Raw genomic sequence first — 18,395 nt, 5'->3', positions numbered from 1 at the left:
CCCCTCTTCAGTGCATCTCGGCCCGGAATGCCGCCGGTGTCATGTCCGTGTGCTGCTGGAAGAACTTGGAGAAGTTCGCGGCGTCCGGGAAACCGACGGCCGCGCCGACGCGGCCGATCGGGAGGTCGGTGTGGGCCAGGAGGCGCTTGGCCTCCAGCACGACCCGTTTGTCGATGAAGCCCTTGGGGGTCTCGCCGGTGGCGGCGCGGACCGCGCGGACGAGGGTGCGGCGGGAGTAGCCGAGGGAGTCGGCGTAGGCGCTGACGCTGTGGTTGGTGGCGAAGTGCTTCTCCACGGCGTCCCGGAAGAGGGTGAAGGTGGTGTCCGACTGACCCTGGGCCGCCTGGGCCGAACTCGCCGCCAGATGGGCGAGGCGGAGCAGGAACGCCGTCAGCGAGTGGCGCAGGACCGCCGTGTGAAGACTCAGCGGAAGAGTCGTGGTGTCCTCGTACTCGTATCGCAACTGCGTCAGGGCCGAGCGCAGGGCGGCCAGTTGGGCGTCGTCCGGGCGGAGCAGGGGGGGTAGGTCGTAGCGGTACAGGCCCGTCGCCTCCACCGTGGCACGGGGCAGGAAGCCCGGCTGCATGGTCAGCACGGTTCCGCGGTACTCGCTGGCATTCGGGAAACGGTGGACCTGGCCCGGACGGATCCACAGCACGTCCCCCGCGCTCGCCTCGTACTCGGCGAAGTCGATCATGTGGCGGACGGGGCCGTCGTCGAAGAGCATCACGACATGGAAGTCGATGCGGTGGACGCGGTGCAGCGGGGCGTCCGCGTGCCAGGTGCGGCCGGCTCCCATCGGGCCGACCTGCATGCCGACCCCGCACACACTCAGCTCGACCGGGAAGGGGAACGTTCTGATCACGTCCACGCCCCCGTCACCGTCGCCGCCTTGGATGGTTCTGTCCGCCATGTCCCTCTCACGCCGCCCGGCCGGTGTTCTCGGTGTCCCACTTTCACCACAGGCTGGCACACGAGGACCTACCCCCGTAAAAGTCAGACTTTTAGTTTTGAACGCGTCAGGCCAGAACCATCGCCGCGATCGAGGACTTCTTGAAGATGAGTACGCAGACACCGGACAGCTTCGAATGGACCGAACTCGACCGACGCGCCGTCGACACCGCTCGACTGCTGGCCGCCGACGCCGTGCAGAAGGTCGGCAACGGCCACCCGGGCACCGCGATGGCCCTCGCCCCGGCCGCCTACACGATCTTTCAGAAGGTGATGCGCCACGATCCCGCAGACCCCGAGTGGACCGGCCGGGACCGTTTCGTCCTCTCCCCCGGCCACACCTCGCTGACCCTCTACACCCAGCTGTTCCTCTCCGGCTACGAGCTGGAGCTCGATGACCTCAACGCCTTCAGGACCCACGGGTCCAAGACGCCCGGTCACCCCGAGTACGGCCACACCGCGGGCGTGGAGACCACCACCGGTCCGCTCGGCCAGGGCGTCGCCAACGCCGTCGGCATGGCGATGGCCGCCCGCTACGAGCGCGGTCTGTTCGACCCGGAGGCCCCCGAGGGGACCTCCCCCTTCGACCACACCATCTGGGCGATCGTCTCCGACGGCGACCTGGAGGAGGGCGTCTCCGCCGAGGCCTCCTCCCTCGCCGGGCACCAGAAGCTCGGCAACCTGGTCTTCCTCTACGACGACAACCACATCTCCATCGAGGGCGACACCGCGACCGCCTTCTCCGAGGACGTCCTGAAGCGGTACGAGGCCTACGGCTGGCACACCCAGCGCGTCGAGCCCGCCGAGGACGGCGACATCGACGTAGCGGCCCTCTACGCGGCGCTCAGGGCCGCGCAGGCCGAGACCGGCCGGCCGTCCATCATCGCGATGCGCACGATCATCGCCTGGCCCGCGCCGAACGCGCGCAACACCGAGGCCGCCCACGGCTCCGCGCTCGGCGCCGACGAGGTAGCCGCCACCAAGCGCGTCCTCGGCTTCGACCCCGAGCGGTCCTTCCAGGTGGACGACGACGTCCTCGCCCACACCCGCGAGGCCCTGGACCGCGGCGCCGAGGCGCACGCGGCCTGGGACAAGCAGCTCGACAAGTGGCGCGGCGCGAACCCCGAGCGCGCCGCACTGTTCGACCGGGTGGTGGCCGGCCGGCTGCCCGAGGGCTGGGAGGACGCGCTGCCGGTCTTCGAGGAGGGCAAGTCGGTCGCCACCCGCGCCGCCTCCGGCAAGGTGCTGCAGTCGCTGGGTGCCGTGCTGCCCGAGCTGTGGGGCGGCTCCGCCGACCTGGCCGGCTCGAACAACACCACCATCGACAAGACCAGCTCCTTCCTGCCGAAGGGCAACCCGCTGCCGGAGGCCGACCCGTACGGCCGTACCGTCCACTTCGGCATCCGCGAGTTCTCCATGGCCGCGGAGATGAACGGGATCGCCCTGCACGGCAACACCCGCGTCTACGGCGGCACCTTCCTGGTGTTCTCCGACTACATGCGCAACGCGGTGCGGATGTCGGCGCTGATGCAGCTGCCGGTGACCTACATCTGGACGCACGACTCCATCGGTCTCGGCGAGGACGGCCCGACGCACCAGCCGGTCGAGCACCTGGCCGCGCTGCGCGCCATCCCCGGTCTGAACGTGGTCCGCCCGGCCGACGCCAACGAGACCGCCGTCGCCTGGGCCGAGATCCTGAGGCGGCACGCCACCGCCCCGGCCCCGCACGGACTCGCGCTCACCCGCCAGGGCGTGCCGACCTACGCCCCCAACCCCGATGCGGCGAAGGGCGGTTACGTCCTGAAGGAGTCCTCGAAGTCGACCCCGGACGTGATCCTCATCGCCACCGGCTCCGAGGTGCAGCTCGCCGTCGCCGCGCGGGAGCGGCTGGAGGCCGAGGGGATCGGCACCCGCGTGGTGTCGATGCCGTCGGTGGAGTGGTTCGAGGAGCAGCCCCGCGAGTACCGCGAGAGCGTGCTTCCACCGTCGGTGAGGGCCCGCGTCGCGGTCGAGGCGGGCATCGCCCTGACGTGGTACCGCTTCACGGGTGACGCGGGACGCATCGTCTCCCTGGAGCACTTCGGCGCCTCCGCCGACGCCAAAACCCTGTTCGCCGAGTTCGGCTTCACCCCCGAGAACGTCGCCGCCGCGGCCCGGGCTGTGTTCAATTCAACGACAGGCCTCGCCGCCGCCCGCGGTTGATCCGATCGCCAGAAAGAAGATGATCAGTACCATGACCGAAGCAACCGCCACCGCGGGAGCACTGAAGCGCCTCAGCGACGAAGGCGTCTCCATCTGGCTGGACGACCTCTCGCGCGGGCGCATCGAGACCGGCAACCTCGCCGGACTCGTCCGCGACAGGCACGTCGTCGGCGTCACCACCAACCCGTCCATCTTCCAGGCCGCCATCGGCTCCGGCGAGGGCTACGAGGAGCAGCTCGCCGACCTGGCCGTGCGCGGAGTGACGGTCGAAGAGGCCGTACGGATGATGACCACGGCCGACGTCCGCGCCGCCGCCGACGTCCTGCGGCCCGTGTACGACGCGACCGGCGGCCGGGACGGCCGGGTCTCCATCGAGGTCGACCCGCGTCTGGCCCACGACACCAGGGCCACCGTCGCCGAGGCCAAGCAGCTCTCCTGGCTCGTCGACCGGCCCAACGTCATGATCAAGATCCCGGCGACCCGGGCCGGACTCCCGGCGATCACCGAGGTCATCGGCCTCGGCATCAGCGTCAACGTCACGCTGATCTTCTCCCTGGAGCGCTACCGCGAGGTCATGGACGCCTACCTCGCCGGCCTGGAGAAGGCGCAGGCCAGGGGCCTCGACCTCGCGGCCGTCCACTCGGTCGCCTCCTTCTTCGTCTCCCGCGTGGACTCCGAGATCGACAAGCGGCTGACCGGCCTGAGCTCCCCCGAGGCGACCACCCTCAAGGGCCGGGCCGCGCTGGCGAACGCGCGGCTGGCGTACCAGGCTTATGAAGAGGTGTTCGGCTCCGCCGGCGACCCGTCCCGGTCGTCGGACCGCTGGACCGCGCTCGCCGGTGCCGGCGCCAACCGGCAGCGCCCGCTGTGGGCCTCGACCGGCGTGAAGGACCCCGCGTACAAGGACACCCTGTACGTGGACGAGCTGGTCGCCCCGGGCACCGTGAACACGATGCCGGAGGCCACCCTCGACGCCACCGCCGACCACGGCGGGATCACCGGTGACACGGTGACCGGCGGCTACGCGCAGGCGCGCGCCGACCTGGCCGCCGTGGAGGCCCTCGGGATCTCGTACGAGGAGGTCGTGCAGCAGCTCGAGGACGAGGGTGTCGCCAAGTTCGAGACGGCCTGGCAGGACCTGCTGGAGGCCGTCGCCAAGTCCCTGGACAGCAAGTCCCCGGACAGCGAGGGAGTGGACGCGGAATGACCGAGATCCCTGCCACCGTCGACTGGGAGAACCCGCTGCGCGACCCGCGCGACCGGCGCCTCCCCCGTATCGCCGGACCCTCCGGCCTGGTCATCTTCGGCGTCACCGGTGACCTCTCCCGCAAGAAGCTGATGCCGGCCGTCTACGACCTGGCCAACCGCGGTCTGCTGCCGCCGGGCTTCTCCCTCGTCGGGTTCGCCCGCCGGGACTGGGAGGACGAGGACTTCGCGCAGATCGTGCACGACTCCGTGCGCGAGCACGCGCGCACCGAGTTCCGTGAGGAGGTCTGGCAGCAGCTCGCCGAGGGCATGCGGTTCATCCCCGGCGACTTCGACGACGACACCGCCTTCAAGCAGCTGAAGTCGGCCGTCGAGGAGCTGGACGCCTCCCGCGGCACCGGGGGCAACTTCGCCTTCTACCTCTCCGTGCCGCCGAAGTTCTTCCCGAAGGTCGTCCAGCAGCTGAAGAAGCACGGCCTGGCGAACGCGCCCGAGGGCGCCTGGCGGCGCGCGGTCATCGAGAAGCCGTTCGGCCGCGACCTCGCCAGCGCCCGTGAGCTCAACGCGGTCGTGCACGACGTCTTCGAGCCGGACCAGGTCTTCCGCATCGACCACTACCTCGGCAAGGAGACCGTCCAGAACATCCTGGCGCTCCGTTTCGCCAACGAGATGTACGAGCCGATCTGGAACCGGTCCTTCGTCGACCACGTCCAGATCACGATGGCCGAGGACATCGGCATCGGCGGCCGCGCGGGCTACTACGACGGCATCGGCTCGGCCCGTGACGTCATCCAGAACCACCTGCTGCAGCTGATGGCGCTGACCGCCATGGAGGAGCCGGCCGCCTTCGACGCCGAGTCGCTGCTCACCGAGAAGCTGAAGGTCCTCAAGGCCGTGAAGCTGCCGGACAACCTCGGCGCCCACACCGTGCGCGGACAGTACGCGGGGGCCTGGCAGGGCGGCGAGAAGGTCCGCGGCTACCTGGAGGAGGACGGCATCGACGCGTCCTCCACGACCGACACCTACGCGGCCGTCAAGCTGAACATCGACAACCGGCGCTGGGCGGGCGTGCCGTTCTACCTGCGCACCGGCAAGCGGCTGGGCCGCCGGGTCACCGAGATCGCGGTCGTCTTCCAGCGCGCCCCGCACTCGCCCTTCGACTCCACCGCCACCGAGGAGCTCGGCGAGAACGCGATCGTCATCCGCGTCCAGCCCGACGAGGGCATGACGGTCCGGTTCGGCTCCAAGGTCCCGGGCACCTCGATGGAGATCAGGGACGTGTCGATGGACTTCGCCTACGGCGAGTCCTTCACCGAGTCCAGCCCGGAGGCGTACGAGCGGCTCATCCTGGACGTACTGCTCGGCGACGCCAACCTTTTCCCCCGCCACCAGGAAGTGGAAGAGTCCTGGAAGATCCTCGACCCGATCGAGGAGTACTGGGCGAAGAACGGCAAGCCCGCGCAGTACGCCTCGGGCACCTGGGGACCCGAGGAAGCCGACGAGATGCTCGCACGAGACGGACGGAGCTGGCGCAGGCCATGAAGATCGACCTGACCGACACCACGGCAAGCAAGATCAACAAGGCGCTGGTGCAGGGTCGCCGCGCCATCGGTACGCCTGCCGTGGGCATGGTCCTGACGATGGTGATCGTCACGGACGAGGAGAACGCCTACGACGCGATCAAGGCGGCCGAGGAGGCCTCGCACGAGCACCCCTCGCGCACCCTGGTCGTCATCCGGCGCCAGGCCCGCACCCCGCGCGACCGCGTCGCCTCCAAGCTCGACGCCGAGGTGCGCGTGGGCTCCGACGCCGGCACCGGTGAGACGGTCGTGCTGCGCACCTACGGCGAGGTGTCCGACCACGCCGACTCGGTCGTGCTGCCGCTGCTGCTGCCCGACGCGCCCGTCGTGGTGTGGTGGCCGGTGGACGCGCCCGAGATCCCCTCGAAGGACCCGCTGGGTGCGCTGGCCCAGCGCAGGATCACCGACCTGTACGCCGTGGAGAACCCCCTCGAGGCCCTGGAGACCCGGGTCCGCTCCTACGCGCCCGGCGACACCGACCTCGCCTGGACCAGGCTGACGCCCTGGCGCTCGATGCTGGCCGCCGCCCTGGACCAGGCACGGGCGCAGATCATCTCGGGCGCGGTGGAGGCCGAGGCCGAGAACCCCGCCGCCGAGCTGCTGGCGCGCTGGCTGGAGGCGCGGCTGAACGTGCGGATCGACCGGGTCGTCACGGCCGGCCCGGTCGTCACCGCCGTGCGCCTGGGCACCACCGACGGCGAGATCGTCATCGACCGCCCCGAGGGCCCGCTGGCCACGCTGTCCCTGCCGGGCCAGCCCTCCCGCACCCTCGCCCTGAAGGTCCGCACCACCTCCGAGCTCATCGCCGAGGAGCTGCGCCGCCTCGACGCCGACGAGATGTACGCCATCGCCCTGCGCGGCGAGAGCGTGAAGGAGACCGTCTGACATGTCCGACACCCCAAGCCTCACCCGGCGTCCCGAGTGGACCGCCCTGGAGGACCACCGCGCCCAGGGCGAACCCCGGCTGCGGGAGCTGTTCGACACCGACCCCGGGCGCGCGGAGCGGTACGTCGTACACGTGGGCGATCTGCGCATCGACTACTCCAAGCACCTGATCACCGACGAGACCCTGGCCCTGCTCCGGGAACTGGCCACCGCCACCGACGTGTTCGGGCTGCGCGACGCCATGTTCCGCGGCGAGAGGATCAACCTCACCGAGGACCGTGCCGTCCTGCACACCGCGCTCAGGGCGCCGCGGGACGCCGTCGTCGAGGTCGACGGCGAGAACGTCGTGCCGAAGGTGCACGCCGTGCTGGACAAGATGAGCGGCTTCGCCGAGCGGGTCCGCTCCGGCGAGTGGACCGGCCACACCGGCAAGCGGATCCGCAACGTCGTCAACATCGGCATCGGCGGCTCGGACCTCGGCCCCGCGATGGCGTACGAGGCCCTGCGGGCCTTCACGGCACGGGAACTGACCTTCCGCTTCGTGTCCAACGTGGACGGCGCCGACCTGCACGAGGCGGTGCGCGACCTGGACCCGGCGGAGACGCTGTTCATCGTCGCCTCCAAGACGTTCACCACGATCGAGACGATCACCAACGCCACCTCGGCCCGCTCCTGGCTGCTGGAGGGCCCGGACGGTCTGCACGACGACAAGGCGGTCGCGAAGCACTTCGTCGCCCTGTCGACCAACGCCGGGAAGGTCACCGAGTTCGGCATCGACCCGGACAACATGTTCGAGTTCTGGGACTGGGTCGGCGGCCGCTACTCCTACGACTCGGCGATCGGCCTGTCCCTGATGATCGCCATCGGCCCGGACCGCTTCCGCGAGATGCTGGACGGCTTCCGGATCGTCGACGAGCACTTCCGCAGCGCCCCTGCCGAGGCCAACGCCCCGCTGATCCTGGGCCTGTTGGGCGTCTGGTACGGCAACTTCCACGACGCCCAGTCGCACGCCGTGCTGCCGTACTCGCACTACCTCTCCAAGTTCACGGCGTATCTGCAGCAGCTGGACATGGAGTCCAACGGCAAGTCGGTGCAGCGTGACGGGCGTCCGGTGGAGTGGCAGACCGGACCGGTGGTGTGGGGCACGCCCGGCACCAACGGGCAGCACGCCTACTACCAGTTGATCCACCAGGGCACCAAGCTGATCCCGGCCGACCTGATCGGCTTCGCCCGCCCGGTGGACGAACTGAGCGCCGAACTCAAGGCGCAGCACGACCTGTTGATGGCCAACCTGTTCGCACAGGGTCAGGCGCTCGCCTTCGGCAAGACCGCCGACGAGGTGCGCGCGGAGGGTGTCCCCGAGGAGCAGGTCGCGCACCGCACCTTCCGGGGCAACCACCCCACCACGACCATCCTGGCCCGCGAGCTGACCCCGTCGGTCCTCGGCCAGCTGATCGCCCTCTACGAGCACAAGGTGTTCGTCCAGGGCGCGATCTGGAACATCGACTCCTTCGACCAGTGGGGCGTCGAACTCGGCAAGGTGCTCGCCAAGCGCGTCGAACCCGCCCTGACCGAGGGCGCAGAGGTCCCCGGCCTCGACCCCTCCACCACCGCACTCGTGGCCGCCTACCGCGACCTGAAGGAAGGCAACTGACATGCAGCTCGGACTGATCGGTCTCGGCAAGATGGGCGGCAACATGCGCGAGCGGATCCGCCGCGCCGGCCACACCGTCATCGGCTACGACCGCAACCCCGACCTCTCCGACGCGACGAGCCTCGCCGAGCTGGTCGACAAGCTGGAAGCGCCGCGCGTGGTCTGGGTGATGGTCCCGGCCGGCGCCGCCACCCAGTCCGTCGTCGACGAACTCGGCACCCTCCTCTCCCCCGGCGACACGGTCGTCGACGGCGGCAACTCCCGCTGGACGGACGACGAGAAGCACGCCGAGGAGCTGGGCGCCAAGGGCATCGGCTTCGTCGACGCGGGTGTCTCCGGCGGTGTGTGGGGTCTGCAGAACGGCTACGCGCTGATGGTCGGCGGCGACAAGGAGCACGTCGAGCGGCTCCAGCCGATCTTCGAGGCGCTGAAGCCGGAGGGCCCGTACGGCTATGTCCACGCGGGCAAGGTCGGCGCCGGGCACTTCTCGAAGATGGTCCACAACGGCATCGAGTACGCGATGATGCAGGCGTACGCGGAGGGCTGGGAGCTGCTGGAGAAGGTCAACTCCGTGGACAACGTCCGCGAGGTCTTCCGCTCCTGGGAGCAGGGCACCGTCATCCGTTCCTGGTTGCTGGACCTCGCCGTCAACGCCCTGGACGAGGACGAGCACCTCGACAAGCTCAAGGGCTTCGCGCAGGACTCCGGCGAGGGCCGGTGGACGGTCGAGGCGGCCATCGACAACGCGGTGCCGCTGCCGGCGATCACGGCCTCCCTCTTCGCGCGGTTCTCCTCCCGCCAGGACGACTCCCCGCAGATGAAGATGGTCGCGGCGCTGCGCAACCAGTTCGGCGGCCACGCCGTCGAGTCGAAGGAGTAGTCCGGCCGTGGGGGACCTTCTCCTGGTCCGCCACGGCGAGACGGAGTGGAGCCTTTCGGGACAGCACACCAGCTTCACCGACCTGCCCCTCACCCAGCACGGTGAGGAGCAGGCCAAGTCCCTCGCTCCACTCCTCTCGCAGCGGACCTACGCACTCGCCCTGACCAGCCCGCTCGGCCGCGCGATACGCACCGCCGAACTCGCGGGCATCCCCTCGCCCGAGGTCGAACCCGACCTGCACGAGTGGGACTACGGCGCCTACGAGGGCGTCACCACCGTCGAGATCCACCGCACCCGCCCGCACTGGGACCTGTGGCTGCACGGTGTCCCGCCCGGCCCCGAGGACCACCCGGGCGAGTCCCCGGCCGAGGTGGGTGACCGCGCCGACCGGGTGCTGGCCCGGGTGGACGCCGCCCTCGCCCACCGCTCGGGGGACGTGATCCTCGTCGCGCACGCCCACTTCCTGCGCGTCCTGACCGCCCGCCGACTGGGCCTGCCGCCCGCCGAGGGACGGCTGTTCCAGCTCTCCACGGGCACGGTCAGCCGCCTGTCGACCGAGCACGGCCGCCCGGTCGTCGCCGAGTGGAACACCCGGCCGTAACCCTCCCGGCCCGGACCACGCCCGCCCCCGCGCCCGCTCGACACCGCAGACGAGCAGACGCGTTGGTGGCGTGGCCCGGGCCTCTGTCGTGTGCGGGCGTTAGAGTCCCGCCCTGTGGAGATCAACGAACTGACGCCGGCCGAGCGGCGGGTGTGGCGGGCGTTCGCCACGGGGGAAGCGGTCGACTTCGGTACGGGGAACGACGAGGACCCGGCCGATGGCGTGCGGTGGGGACCCGAACGGACGCTGCGCGCGGCCGTGTTGCGGGCCCTGCTGCTCAACGGGCCCGAGGAGCCGGGTGAGATCGCCGCGCTGAAGGTGGACGGCGCCCGGATCACCGGCGTCCTCGACCTGCGGTACGGCACGACCGACCACGCGGTCCGGCTGAGCCACTGCCACTTCGAGGAGGTCCCGCAGCTGTACGGCGCGCGGCTGCGCCAGCTCAACCTGAGCGACTCGGTGCTGCCCGGGCTGTCCGCGGCGACGGTCCGGGTCGAGGGGGTGCTACGGCTCACGGACTGCCGGTTCCTGGGGCCGGTACGGCTGGGCGGGGCGCACATAGCGGGGGCGCTGTTCGCCGACCGGGGCGCGTTCGAGGCGGCCGGCGCCGAGGAGCCGGCGCTGCAGCTGAACCAGGTGACGATCGGGGACGACCTGTGGGCACCGGGTCTGCGCGCACACGGTCAGGTCCGGCTCACCGGAGCATCCGTGTCCGGCGCGGTGAACTTCCGCGACGCCGAGTTCGACCACCCCTCGGGCAACGCCCTCGACGCGCAGAACCTCACGGTGGGCAGCGACGTCCGGGCCACGTGCCTGACCGCGCGCGGGCGGGTGGACTTCCGGGGCTCCCGCATACCCGGCTGCCTCGATCTGCTGCACGCCCGTCTCTCCGGTCCGGGCGGGACGGCCCTGCGGGCCAGCAGCAGCGTGATCGGCGAACTCTGGCTGCGCGGCGGTGACCGTGTCGACGGCGCGCTGAACCTGCGCCGGTCCCACATCGAACTCCTCACCCTCGAACCGACGATGCTGCCCGGCGAGGTGTACGTCAGCGAGCTGACCTACACGGCCCTCACCCCGCACGTTCCCGCCGAGCGCCGCCTGCCCATGCTGGAGCGCGACGGCGACGGCTATGTCCCCTACGCCTACGAGCAGTTGTCGGCCGCCTACCGCCGGGTCGGCGACGACCACGCCGCCCGGCTCGTCCTGCTCGCCAAGCAGCGCCGTCTGCGCTCGACCCGCGCCTGGTACGGCCGCGTCTGGGGCTACGTCCAGGACGCCACCGTCGGCTACGGCTTCCACCCGCTGCGCGCCGCCGTCTGGCTGCTGTCGCTGCTGGCCGTCGGCTCGCTCGCGTACGCCCTGCACCACCCGCGCCCGCTCAAGGCGTCGGAGGCCCCGCACTTCAACCCGGTGTTCTACACCCTCGACCTGCTCCTGCCGGTGATCTCCTTCGGCCAGGAGGACGCCTTCGCGCCGAGCGGCTGGTACCAGTACCTCGCCTACGCCCTGATCATCACCGGGTGGATCCTGGCCACCACGGTCGTCACCGGCGTCACCCGGACCGTCAGCCGCCAGTGAGGCGGCGGGCGGTGTGCTGGGCGGCGAGGCGGACCGGGGCGTTCGAGGCGCCGTACCCGCGATACCCGCCGTCCCGCCGGACGAGTTCGAAGAAGACGCGGCTGACGGTCCTGGTGTAGCAGTGCCGGAACTCGCCGTGCGCGTCACGGTCGTAGAGGATGCCGAGCTCCCCGGTAGGTCGCCAACTCGCCGTCGGTGAGGTCGAATCGGGCGGCCAGGTCGTCGTAGTGGTTCGCCCGTATCGGCAGCAGCGCGCGGCCGCCACCACGTCGTCGCTGGCCAGGGCGATGTGCTGGGCGTGGACGGTGTCGTCGGCGGGCCCCGGGCCGACGGTCAGGGCGATACGGACGCTTCCGTCGCGCCGGGACCGTTCCCGGCGCGTGCGGCGAACTCCTGTCCGGTCCCGGTCACGCGTTGGACCAGCCCCGCTCGCACAGAACCAGCCGGTACCCGTCCGGATCCTCGACGGTCACTCCCCACCGGTTCCAGTAGGGATTGGGCGAGGCCACCCGCTTGCCGCCGTGCGCCTCCAACCGGTCCACCAGCTTCTCCGGCACCGGCCCGTCGACGTAGACGACCAGCAGGTCCTCCTCGGTGGGCCGGGGTTCCACCGGCCGGGCGGGCTCGTGCACCAGCTCCAGGTGCCATCCCGCATCCGGCCACCCGACCATCAGCAGATCGTGCTCGCCGGGTTCCGGGCCGCCCTCGGTCCGCCACACCACGCTCAGGCCGAGCCCCTCGACCCAGAACCGCTCGGCGGCCGCGAGATCCCGCGAGGGCCGGGCGACTCGAATGTGGCTGCGTCCGTCGACGGGCATCATGACCTCTTCCTGAGCTGCGCTGTCTTCTCCGGTGAGCCTAGGCAGCCGGTGCGCCCCGGACCATCGGTCGTCCGCCCTGCGCCCGGAGCCCTAGGACCGCGTGACCGTCTTAAGCCCTGGTCGGCGCGCATCGGGATGCCGTAACCCTCTCAGCCCTCGTTGGCGCGTTTCGGGATGCCGTACGCGCGGTCCACCTTCAGGCGCACCACCAGCCGGCCGTCGCGGACCATCGCGGCGCGGTAGTCGTCCCAGTCGGGGTGCTCGCCCATCACGTCCCGGTAGAGCCGGATCAGCTCCTCGACCGTGTCGTCCTGGGGGTCCTTCGCGACGGGCGAGAGCTCCGCGGTGCCCTCGACGACCGTGTAGGCCCAGCGGTCCGGGCTGGAGACGTGGTACGAGGCGCGGGGGTCCCGGCGCAGGTTGCGGGTCTTGGCGCGGTCGTCCGTGACCGAGATCCGGACGATGCCCTCCTCCGGGTAGTAGTGGTGGCTGACGTTCGACAACTGGGGACGGCCGTCGCGCTTGAGAGTGACCAGCACTCCGCCACGGTGTTCGGAGAGCAGCTCGAGCAGTGTGTCCTGAGTCATACCGGACTCAACCCGTCCGGCGGACGCCCGCATTCCCAAAACGCTCCCTTACGGAGATCAATCCCGGTCAACAGGGGGACCCGGCTCGTGTTCCTGCGCGACGATGAGTTCTGGGGCCCGTGTGACGCGGCACGCGCACCGGGCCTCGACGAGCGCATTCGGAGGAGAGCGATGGCACAGCTGCGACAAGAGGTGGACCCGGAAGAGGCCGGGCTGGACGTGAAGGCACTGGACCGCCTTGACCAGCATCTCGCCCACTTCGTCGACGAGGGACGCCTGCCCGGCTACCTGGTGGCCGTGGCCCGCTCCGGACGTGTCGCCCACCTCACCACCCACGGCCGGCGCGACGTCGCGGCCGCACTGCCGGTCGAACCGGACACGCTGTGGCGGATCTACTCCATGACCAAGCCGGTCACCACCGTCGCCGCCCTGATCCTCGTCGAGGAGGGCCGGCTCTCACTGGACGACCCGCTCGCCCGCTACCTGCCGGCCTTCGCCGAGCCGCGGGTGTACGAGAGCGGCTCCGGGGCCGATGTCCGCACCCGCCCGGCGTCCGGGCCGATCCTGATCCGCCACCTGCTGACCCACACCGCGGGCCTGACCTTCGGCTTCTACCACTCCCACCCCGTCGACGCCCTGTACCGCGCGGCCGGCCTGGAGTCGTCGGTGGTGCCGGGCACGAACCTCGCCGAGACGGTCGACGTGTACGCGGGTCTGCCGCTGCAGTTCGAACCGGGCACGGAGTGGAACTACTCGGTGGCCACCAATGTGCTCGGCAGGGTCGTCGAGGTGGTCTCGGGGCAGCCGCTCGACGCGTTCTTCGCGGAGCGCGTCCTCGGCCCGCTCGGCATGACCGACGCCGGATTCCACGTCACCGACGAACAGGCGCCCCGGCTGGCCGAGTTGTACGGCGAGACCGAGGGTGGCGGCATCGAGCCGGTCCCGGGGCTGCCGTTGCGCGGACGCCCCCGTCTGCTGTCCGGCAGCGGCGGCATGGTGGCCTCGGCGCACGACATGCACCGCTTCATGGAGTTCCTGCGCCGTCGCGGCGAACTCGACGGCGTCCGTCTGCTGAAGTCCGGAACGGTCGACCTGATGACCGAGAACCATCTGCCCGGCGGCGCCGACCTGCGCGCCTTCGGCAGCCGTCCGGCCCACGACGAGCCGAACAACGAGGGCGTCGGCTTCGGGCTCGGGGTCTCCGTCGTCATCGACCCGGACCGCACCCCGACCCCGTCGAGCCTCGGCACCTACGGCTGGAGCGGCGCGGCGTCGACGACCTTCTGGGTCGATCCGCGCCGCGAACTGACCGTGCAGTTCATGACCCAGGTCCGGCCGAAGACCCCGCTCGGGGTCATCCCGGACCTCAGGCGCCTGGTGCACGAGGCTGTCACCGGCTGAGCCCGCCTACTGGTCGGCGCGCAGGCTGAACTCCAGCCCCTCCTCGGCCAGTTCACCGAGCCACCGCTCCGACCGGGCGGCCGTCTCCGCCGCCCGGTTCAGGCCCGCGGGCAGGGTGTGGTCGAGGATGTGGCGGACGCCCAGGGCCAGGGGACGGGAGACGCAGCGGGCCATCGCGCTCTCCTTCGCGTCACCGACCAGGTCGAGGAGGTAACTCCCCGACCAGCTCCGCCCCTGCCCCGCCCGCACGTCCAGTGAGACGGCGAGCACGACCCGGTCCCGGTCGGCGTCCGTGGTCGGATAGCGGTCGGCCAACTCCCGTGCCAGCGCGGCGATCCGGGCGTCGTCCCCGCCCTTCAGCTCATCGAAGACCGTCTCCCAGGCCCGCAGCCAGCCCGCCGGCCGCAGCGTGCCGCGCACGAAGGAACGCGCCTGCCATGCGGCCGGCAGCCCGTACTGCTCGACGAAGGGGACGCTGTCCCGGTTCGGGTACACCTCGAAGGTCTCACCGTCCAGGACGTGCGGCCGGGTGACCTCCCAGGGCCGGTCGGCGGTGACGGCCACTCCGTCCTCGAGGTAACGCGCGGGCGAGCGCAACGCGTTGAGGACGCCCGCGGGTGCCCAGCTGAAGCGGTACCTGAAGTCGTTCGGGACGGCGGGGATGCCGCCGCAGTAGGAGGTGAAGGCGTACGAGGCCGCCGTGGCCTCGCCGACGGCCGCACGGGCCCGGTCGACGAGGCTGTGGGCGAAGAGGTGGTCGATGCCGGGGTCGAGCCCGGCCTCCGTGAGGACGACCAGGCCCGCCTTCGCGGCCTCGGGGACCTGCTCCAGGACGGCGTCGGAGACATAGCTGGAGCAGGCGAAGTGCGCGCCGCCGGCCACGCAGGCCGCCAGGACGCCGGTGTGCTCGGGTGCGGGCAGCATCGACACGACGACGTCGCCGGGCGCCAGTTCGGCGGCGAGCGCGGGGAGCGTGTAGGCACGGGGTTCGGCGCGTCCGGTGAGGCCCAGCCGGCCGAGGGCCTCGGCGGCGCGTTCCTCGGTGCGGTGCCACAGCCGTACGCGCGGGGCGCTGTCGCAGAGGCGGGCCAGACCGCTGCCCGTGGACAGGCCGGCGCCGATCCAGTGGACGGTGCCGCTCGCGGCGACGCGGTCAGCCACGGAACTACCCTTCCTCGATGCCGAGTTCACGGCAGGCCTGGTGGAACCGGTCCAGACAGCGGCCCCACGGCCCGCCGACCCCGAACTCCAGCAGCTGCGGCACCAGCGCCGCGGAGAAGTCGGTGCTGGACTCGCGCGGCAGCAGGGAGGGCAGGTTGTCGATGGCGATGAGGTCGAGCGGGGGTTCCTTGCGCAGCCGGCGGGCCGGCTCCGTCCAGTCGGTGGTGCGGTCGTAGACCGGCAGGACGTTCAGGGGTGAGCCGACGTCGCAGGTGACGTCGCACAGGGTGCGCAGGCGGCGGGCGGGGTCGTCGAGGTCCTGCTCGCGCACGAAGGGCGGGACGGGGCTGGTGGCGAGGACGCAGTTCACCATGACGTCGTGGGTGAGCAGCGCCGGGCGGTCCAGGTCGCGGGTCTCGGCCAGGTCCCAGCAGGTCGGCTCGATCCCGGCCGTGTGGAGGGCGACGCGCGCTCCCCGGCCGCTGCGGCCCAGCGCGCCGATCACCAGGGCCGTGAACTCCTCGTCCCCTTCGGCGCGTTGGAGCGTCTCGTCCAGCTCCTCCTTCGAGGTGGGCGTGAGGGGGGCGACCAGCCTGCCCCGGTGCTGGAGCACGGCGAGGGCGGCACCGAGGTAGCCGGCCCAGAATCCGAAGGCGGCCAGCCGACGGCCGTCGTCGTCCACCAGGTACTCGAGGTCGAGGAGCCGGCCTCCCCCGGCGGCGAACCGCCGCAGCAGGGTCTCCGCTCCGGGCTGCCGCTTATAGGCGTGGCCGAAGAAGATGTGACGGTGAGTCAGTTCCACTGGCCGGTCCGGGAGTTCCTTGAGGCCCAGGATCACGGCGTCTCGGGGCGCCGACACCCACGTCCCCGAGGCCGCGACCGCGCAGCCCGCCGCCTCGTACTCCTCGATCGGGAAGATCCGCTGCGGGGACTCCTCCACCGTCAGCGTCACTCCGGCCTCGACGAGCCGACGGGCGTCGGACGGCACGATCGGTGTGCGTCGTTCGGTCGTGCGGTCCTCGTGGCGCAGCCACAGGTGGAGCTCTGTCATACGAGGTTGGCCTCCGGGCGCGGGGCGTCGGCCGCGAAACGGTCGGCGCTCAAGGGGCTGACGTCCACGAAGGGTACGCGGCCCAGGTACAGGTCGCGGATCACCTCGCCGACGGCGGGCCCCTGCAGGAAGCCGTGCCCGGAGAAGCCGGTGGCGTACAGGAAGCGGGAGACGGAAGTGGCCTCGCCGATCAGCGCGTTGTGGTCCGGGGTGATCTCGTACAGGCCCGCCCAGGTGCCGGTGCGGCGCAGGTCGAGCAGGGCCGGGGCGCGCTGTTGCATCGCGGCGGCCAGGCGGGGGATCCAGCGGTCGTGGGGGTCGGTGGCGAAGCCGGGCTGCTCGTCGGGGTCGGACATGCCCAGCAGGAGACCCGGGCCCTCGGCGTGGAAGTAGAGGCTGGTGGTGAAGTCGATCGTCATGGGCAGGTCGGGCCCAAGGCCCGCGACGGGTTCCGTGACGGCGATCTGGCGGCGCAGCGGCTCCACCGGCAGCTCCACACCGGCCATCGCGCCGACCGCCCGGGACCAGGGGCCGGCCGCGCAGATCACCGTGTCGGTGGCGATGCGGCCGAGGGTGGTGGAGACGGCGGTGACGGTGCTGCCCTGGGTTTCGATGCCGGTGGCCTCGGTGTGCCGCAGGATGCGCACGCCCAGGGCGCGGGCGGCGGAGGCGTAGCCGTGGACGACGGCCTCGGGGGTGCAGTGGCCGTCGTCCGGGGAGAAGGCTGCGGCGAGCAGGCCGTCGGTGCTGATCAGCGGCGACAGCTTGCGGGCCTCCTTCGGGGTGATCAGGCGGCTGGGCACGCCGAGGGAGTTCTGCAGCCCTACGCCCGCCTCGAAGGAGGCGACCTCCTCCGGAGTCGACAGCAGGAACAGATAGCCGACCCGGTGCAGCCCGATGTCGTACCCGATCTCCTCCGGGAACCGGCCGAAGGCCTCCAGACTGCGCGCGCCGAGCTGGATGTTGAGCTCGTCGGAGAACTGCGCCCGTACCCCGCCCGCGGCCTTCGAGGTGGAGCCGGAGGCGAGTTCGTCCCGTTCGACGAGGACGAGGTCACGGACACCGGCGGCGGCGAGGTGGTAGGCGATGCTCACGCCCATCACCCCACCGCCGATGATCACGGCGCCGGCCCGCATCCGCACCGCGCTCAGGAGAGGTGGGCCACGGCGTCCAGGTGCGGCAGCACATGATCGAGCCGTTCCCGCTTGGTGCGCAGGTAGGTGATGTTGCTCTCGCACGGCTGGATCAGCAGCGGGACCGTTTCGGCGACCTTGATGCCGTGCTGCAGCAACGCCTCGCGCTTGCGCGGGTTGTTGGACATCAGACGGACCGAGTTCACGCCCAGGTCGTGCAGGATCTCCGCGGCGACGCCGTAGTCCCGGGCGTCCACCGGCAGTCCGAGCGCCAGGTTCGCCTCGACCGTGTCCAGGCCCTCCGCCTGCAGCGCCATCGCCCTCAGCTTGGCCAGCAGACCGATGCCGCGGCCTTCGTGGCCCCTCAAGTACACGACGATGCCGCTGCCTTCGGCGACGACGGCCTTCAGCGCGGAGGCCAGCTGGTCGCCGCACTCGCAGTGCTGGGAGCCGAACGCGTCACCGGTCAGGCACTCGGAATGCAGCCGCGTGAGAACGTCGTCCGTGCCGATCTCGCCGTACACCAGGGCGACTTGTTCGTCACCGCGGTCGTGATCCATGTAGCCCACCGCCCGGAATTGCCCGTACACCGTGGGCAGCGGTGCATTCACGATCCGTTCCACACCCGTGCGCTGCGGGGACTTCTTGCCGAGGACGCCGATTTTATCTGTCATGATCTGATTCCTAAACAGAGACGAAAGGCC

General features: G+C 71.1%; 16 protein-coding genes and 1 pseudogene. 9 read left to right on the top strand and 8 right to left on the bottom strand.

What is annotated here, in order from left to right; translation table 11 throughout:
• Positions 1-7: 7 nt before the first annotated feature.
• Positions 8-913, bottom strand: a complete 906-nt coding sequence (locus GRC12_RS01670; RefSeq protein WP_208776800.1) for a helix-turn-helix transcriptional regulator — start codon at positions 911-913, stop codon at positions 8-10.
• 146 nt (positions 914-1,059) lie between these two features.
• On the opposite strand from GRC12_RS01670, the gene tkt reads away from it, so the two are divergent.
• The 8 genes from tkt (at position 1,060) to GRC12_RS01630 (ending at position 11,537) form a co-directional block, all read left to right on the top strand.
• Positions 1,060-3,153, top strand: coding sequence for a transketolase (tkt, locus tag GRC12_RS01665; protein ID WP_208776799.1), 2,094 nt, complete (start codon positions 1,060-1,062; stop codon positions 3,151-3,153).
• 22 nt (positions 3,154-3,175) lie between these two features.
• A complete protein-coding gene (gene tal / locus GRC12_RS01660) occupies positions 3,176-4,360 on the top strand; it encodes a transaldolase (RefSeq protein ID WP_208776818.1) in 1,185 nt (394 codons plus the stop codon).
• On the top strand, positions 4,357-5,901 hold the full coding sequence (gene zwf, locus GRC12_RS01655; protein ID WP_208776798.1) for a glucose-6-phosphate dehydrogenase: 1,545 nt from the start codon (positions 4,357-4,359) through the stop codon (positions 5,899-5,901). The genes tal and zwf overlap by 4 nt, the downstream gene beginning before the upstream one ends.
• The gene (gene opcA / locus GRC12_RS01650) at positions 5,898-6,824 is read left to right on the top strand and encodes a glucose-6-phosphate dehydrogenase assembly protein OpcA (protein ID WP_208776797.1); all 927 of its coding nucleotides are present in this window, start codon (positions 5,898-5,900) and stop codon (positions 6,822-6,824) included. Before zwf ends, opcA begins: the two co-directional genes overlap by 4 nt.
• Before the next feature lies 1 nt (position 6,825).
• Positions 6,826-8,478, top strand: a complete 1,653-nt coding sequence (gene pgi / locus GRC12_RS01645) for a glucose-6-phosphate isomerase (protein WP_208776796.1) — start codon at positions 6,826-6,828, stop codon at positions 8,476-8,478.
• Between the two features lies 1 nt (position 8,479).
• The gene (gene gnd / locus GRC12_RS01640; protein ID WP_208776795.1) at positions 8,480-9,358 is read left to right on the top strand and encodes a phosphogluconate dehydrogenase (NAD(+)-dependent, decarboxylating); all 879 of its coding nucleotides are present in this window, start codon (positions 8,480-8,482) and stop codon (positions 9,356-9,358) included.
• 7 nt (positions 9,359-9,365) lie between these two features.
• On the top strand, positions 9,366-9,959 hold the full coding sequence (locus tag GRC12_RS01635) for a histidine phosphatase family protein (RefSeq protein ID WP_208776794.1): 594 nt from the start codon (positions 9,366-9,368) through the stop codon (positions 9,957-9,959).
• A gap of 114 nt (positions 9,960-10,073) precedes the next feature.
• Positions 10,074-11,537 carry a membrane-associated oxidoreductase gene (locus GRC12_RS01630; RefSeq protein ID WP_208776793.1) on the top strand — a complete coding sequence of 488 codons (1,464 nt, stop codon included), beginning with the start codon at positions 10,074-10,076 and terminating at the stop codon, positions 11,535-11,537.
• Here the strand turns inward: GRC12_RS01630 and GRC12_RS01625 are convergent.
• The 3 genes and pseudogenes from GRC12_RS01625 to GRC12_RS01615 all read right to left on the bottom strand — a co-directional run.
• Positions 11,524-11,940 (bottom strand): annotated as a pseudogene (locus GRC12_RS01625) (sugar phosphate isomerase/epimerase and 4-hydroxyphenylpyruvate domain-containing protein); the annotation flags it as partial. The gene GRC12_RS01630 and the pseudogene GRC12_RS01625 sit on opposite strands and share 14 nt — an antisense overlap.
• 4 nt (positions 11,941-11,944) lie before the next feature.
• A complete protein-coding gene (locus GRC12_RS01620) occupies positions 11,945-12,355 on the bottom strand; it encodes a VOC family protein (protein ID WP_208776817.1) in 411 nt (136 codons plus the stop codon).
• Between the two features lie 152 nt (positions 12,356-12,507).
• Positions 12,508-12,945, bottom strand: a complete 438-nt coding sequence (locus tag GRC12_RS01615; RefSeq protein WP_208776792.1) for a PPOX class F420-dependent oxidoreductase — start codon at positions 12,943-12,945, stop codon at positions 12,508-12,510.
• A gap of 171 nt (positions 12,946-13,116) precedes the next feature.
• Here GRC12_RS01615 and GRC12_RS01610 point away from each other — a divergent pair, with 171 nt between their 5' ends.
• Positions 13,117-14,346, top strand: coding sequence for a serine hydrolase domain-containing protein (locus GRC12_RS01610; protein ID WP_208776791.1), 1,230 nt, complete (start codon positions 13,117-13,119; stop codon positions 14,344-14,346).
• A 6-nt stretch (positions 14,347-14,352) separates the two neighbouring features.
• Here GRC12_RS01610 and GRC12_RS01605 read toward each other — a convergent pair whose 3' ends face one another.
• The 4 genes from GRC12_RS01605 to ribA are packed head-to-tail and all read right to left on the bottom strand — an operon-like array spanning position 14,353 to position 18,365.
• Positions 14,353-15,507 (bottom strand): saccharopine dehydrogenase family protein, encoded by a 1,155-nt coding sequence (locus GRC12_RS01605; protein WP_208776790.1) that lies wholly within the window; start codon positions 15,505-15,507, stop codon positions 14,353-14,355.
• A 4-nt stretch (positions 15,508-15,511) separates the two neighbouring features.
• Positions 15,512-16,558: a saccharopine dehydrogenase gene (locus GRC12_RS01600; RefSeq protein ID WP_208776789.1), complete on the bottom strand. Its 1,047-nt coding sequence runs from the start codon at positions 16,556-16,558 to the stop codon at positions 15,512-15,514.
• Positions 16,555-17,694: an NAD(P)/FAD-dependent oxidoreductase gene (locus tag GRC12_RS01595; RefSeq protein ID WP_208776816.1), complete on the bottom strand. Its 1,140-nt coding sequence runs from the start codon at positions 17,692-17,694 to the stop codon at positions 16,555-16,557. The genes GRC12_RS01600 and GRC12_RS01595 overlap by 4 nt, the downstream gene beginning before the upstream one ends.
• Before the next feature lie 11 nt (positions 17,695-17,705).
• Positions 17,706-18,365: a GTP cyclohydrolase II gene (ribA, locus tag GRC12_RS01590; RefSeq protein ID WP_208776788.1), complete on the bottom strand. Its 660-nt coding sequence runs from the start codon at positions 18,363-18,365 to the stop codon at positions 17,706-17,708.
• Between the last annotated feature and the right edge of the window lie 30 nt (positions 18,366-18,395).

The organism is Streptomyces griseorubiginosus (genome assembly GCF_017614965.1).
Lineage (GTDB): Bacteria > Actinomycetota > Actinomycetes > Streptomycetales > Streptomycetaceae > Streptomyces > Streptomyces griseorubiginosus_B.
This window is presented reverse-complemented; position numbering and strand designations above follow the sequence as displayed.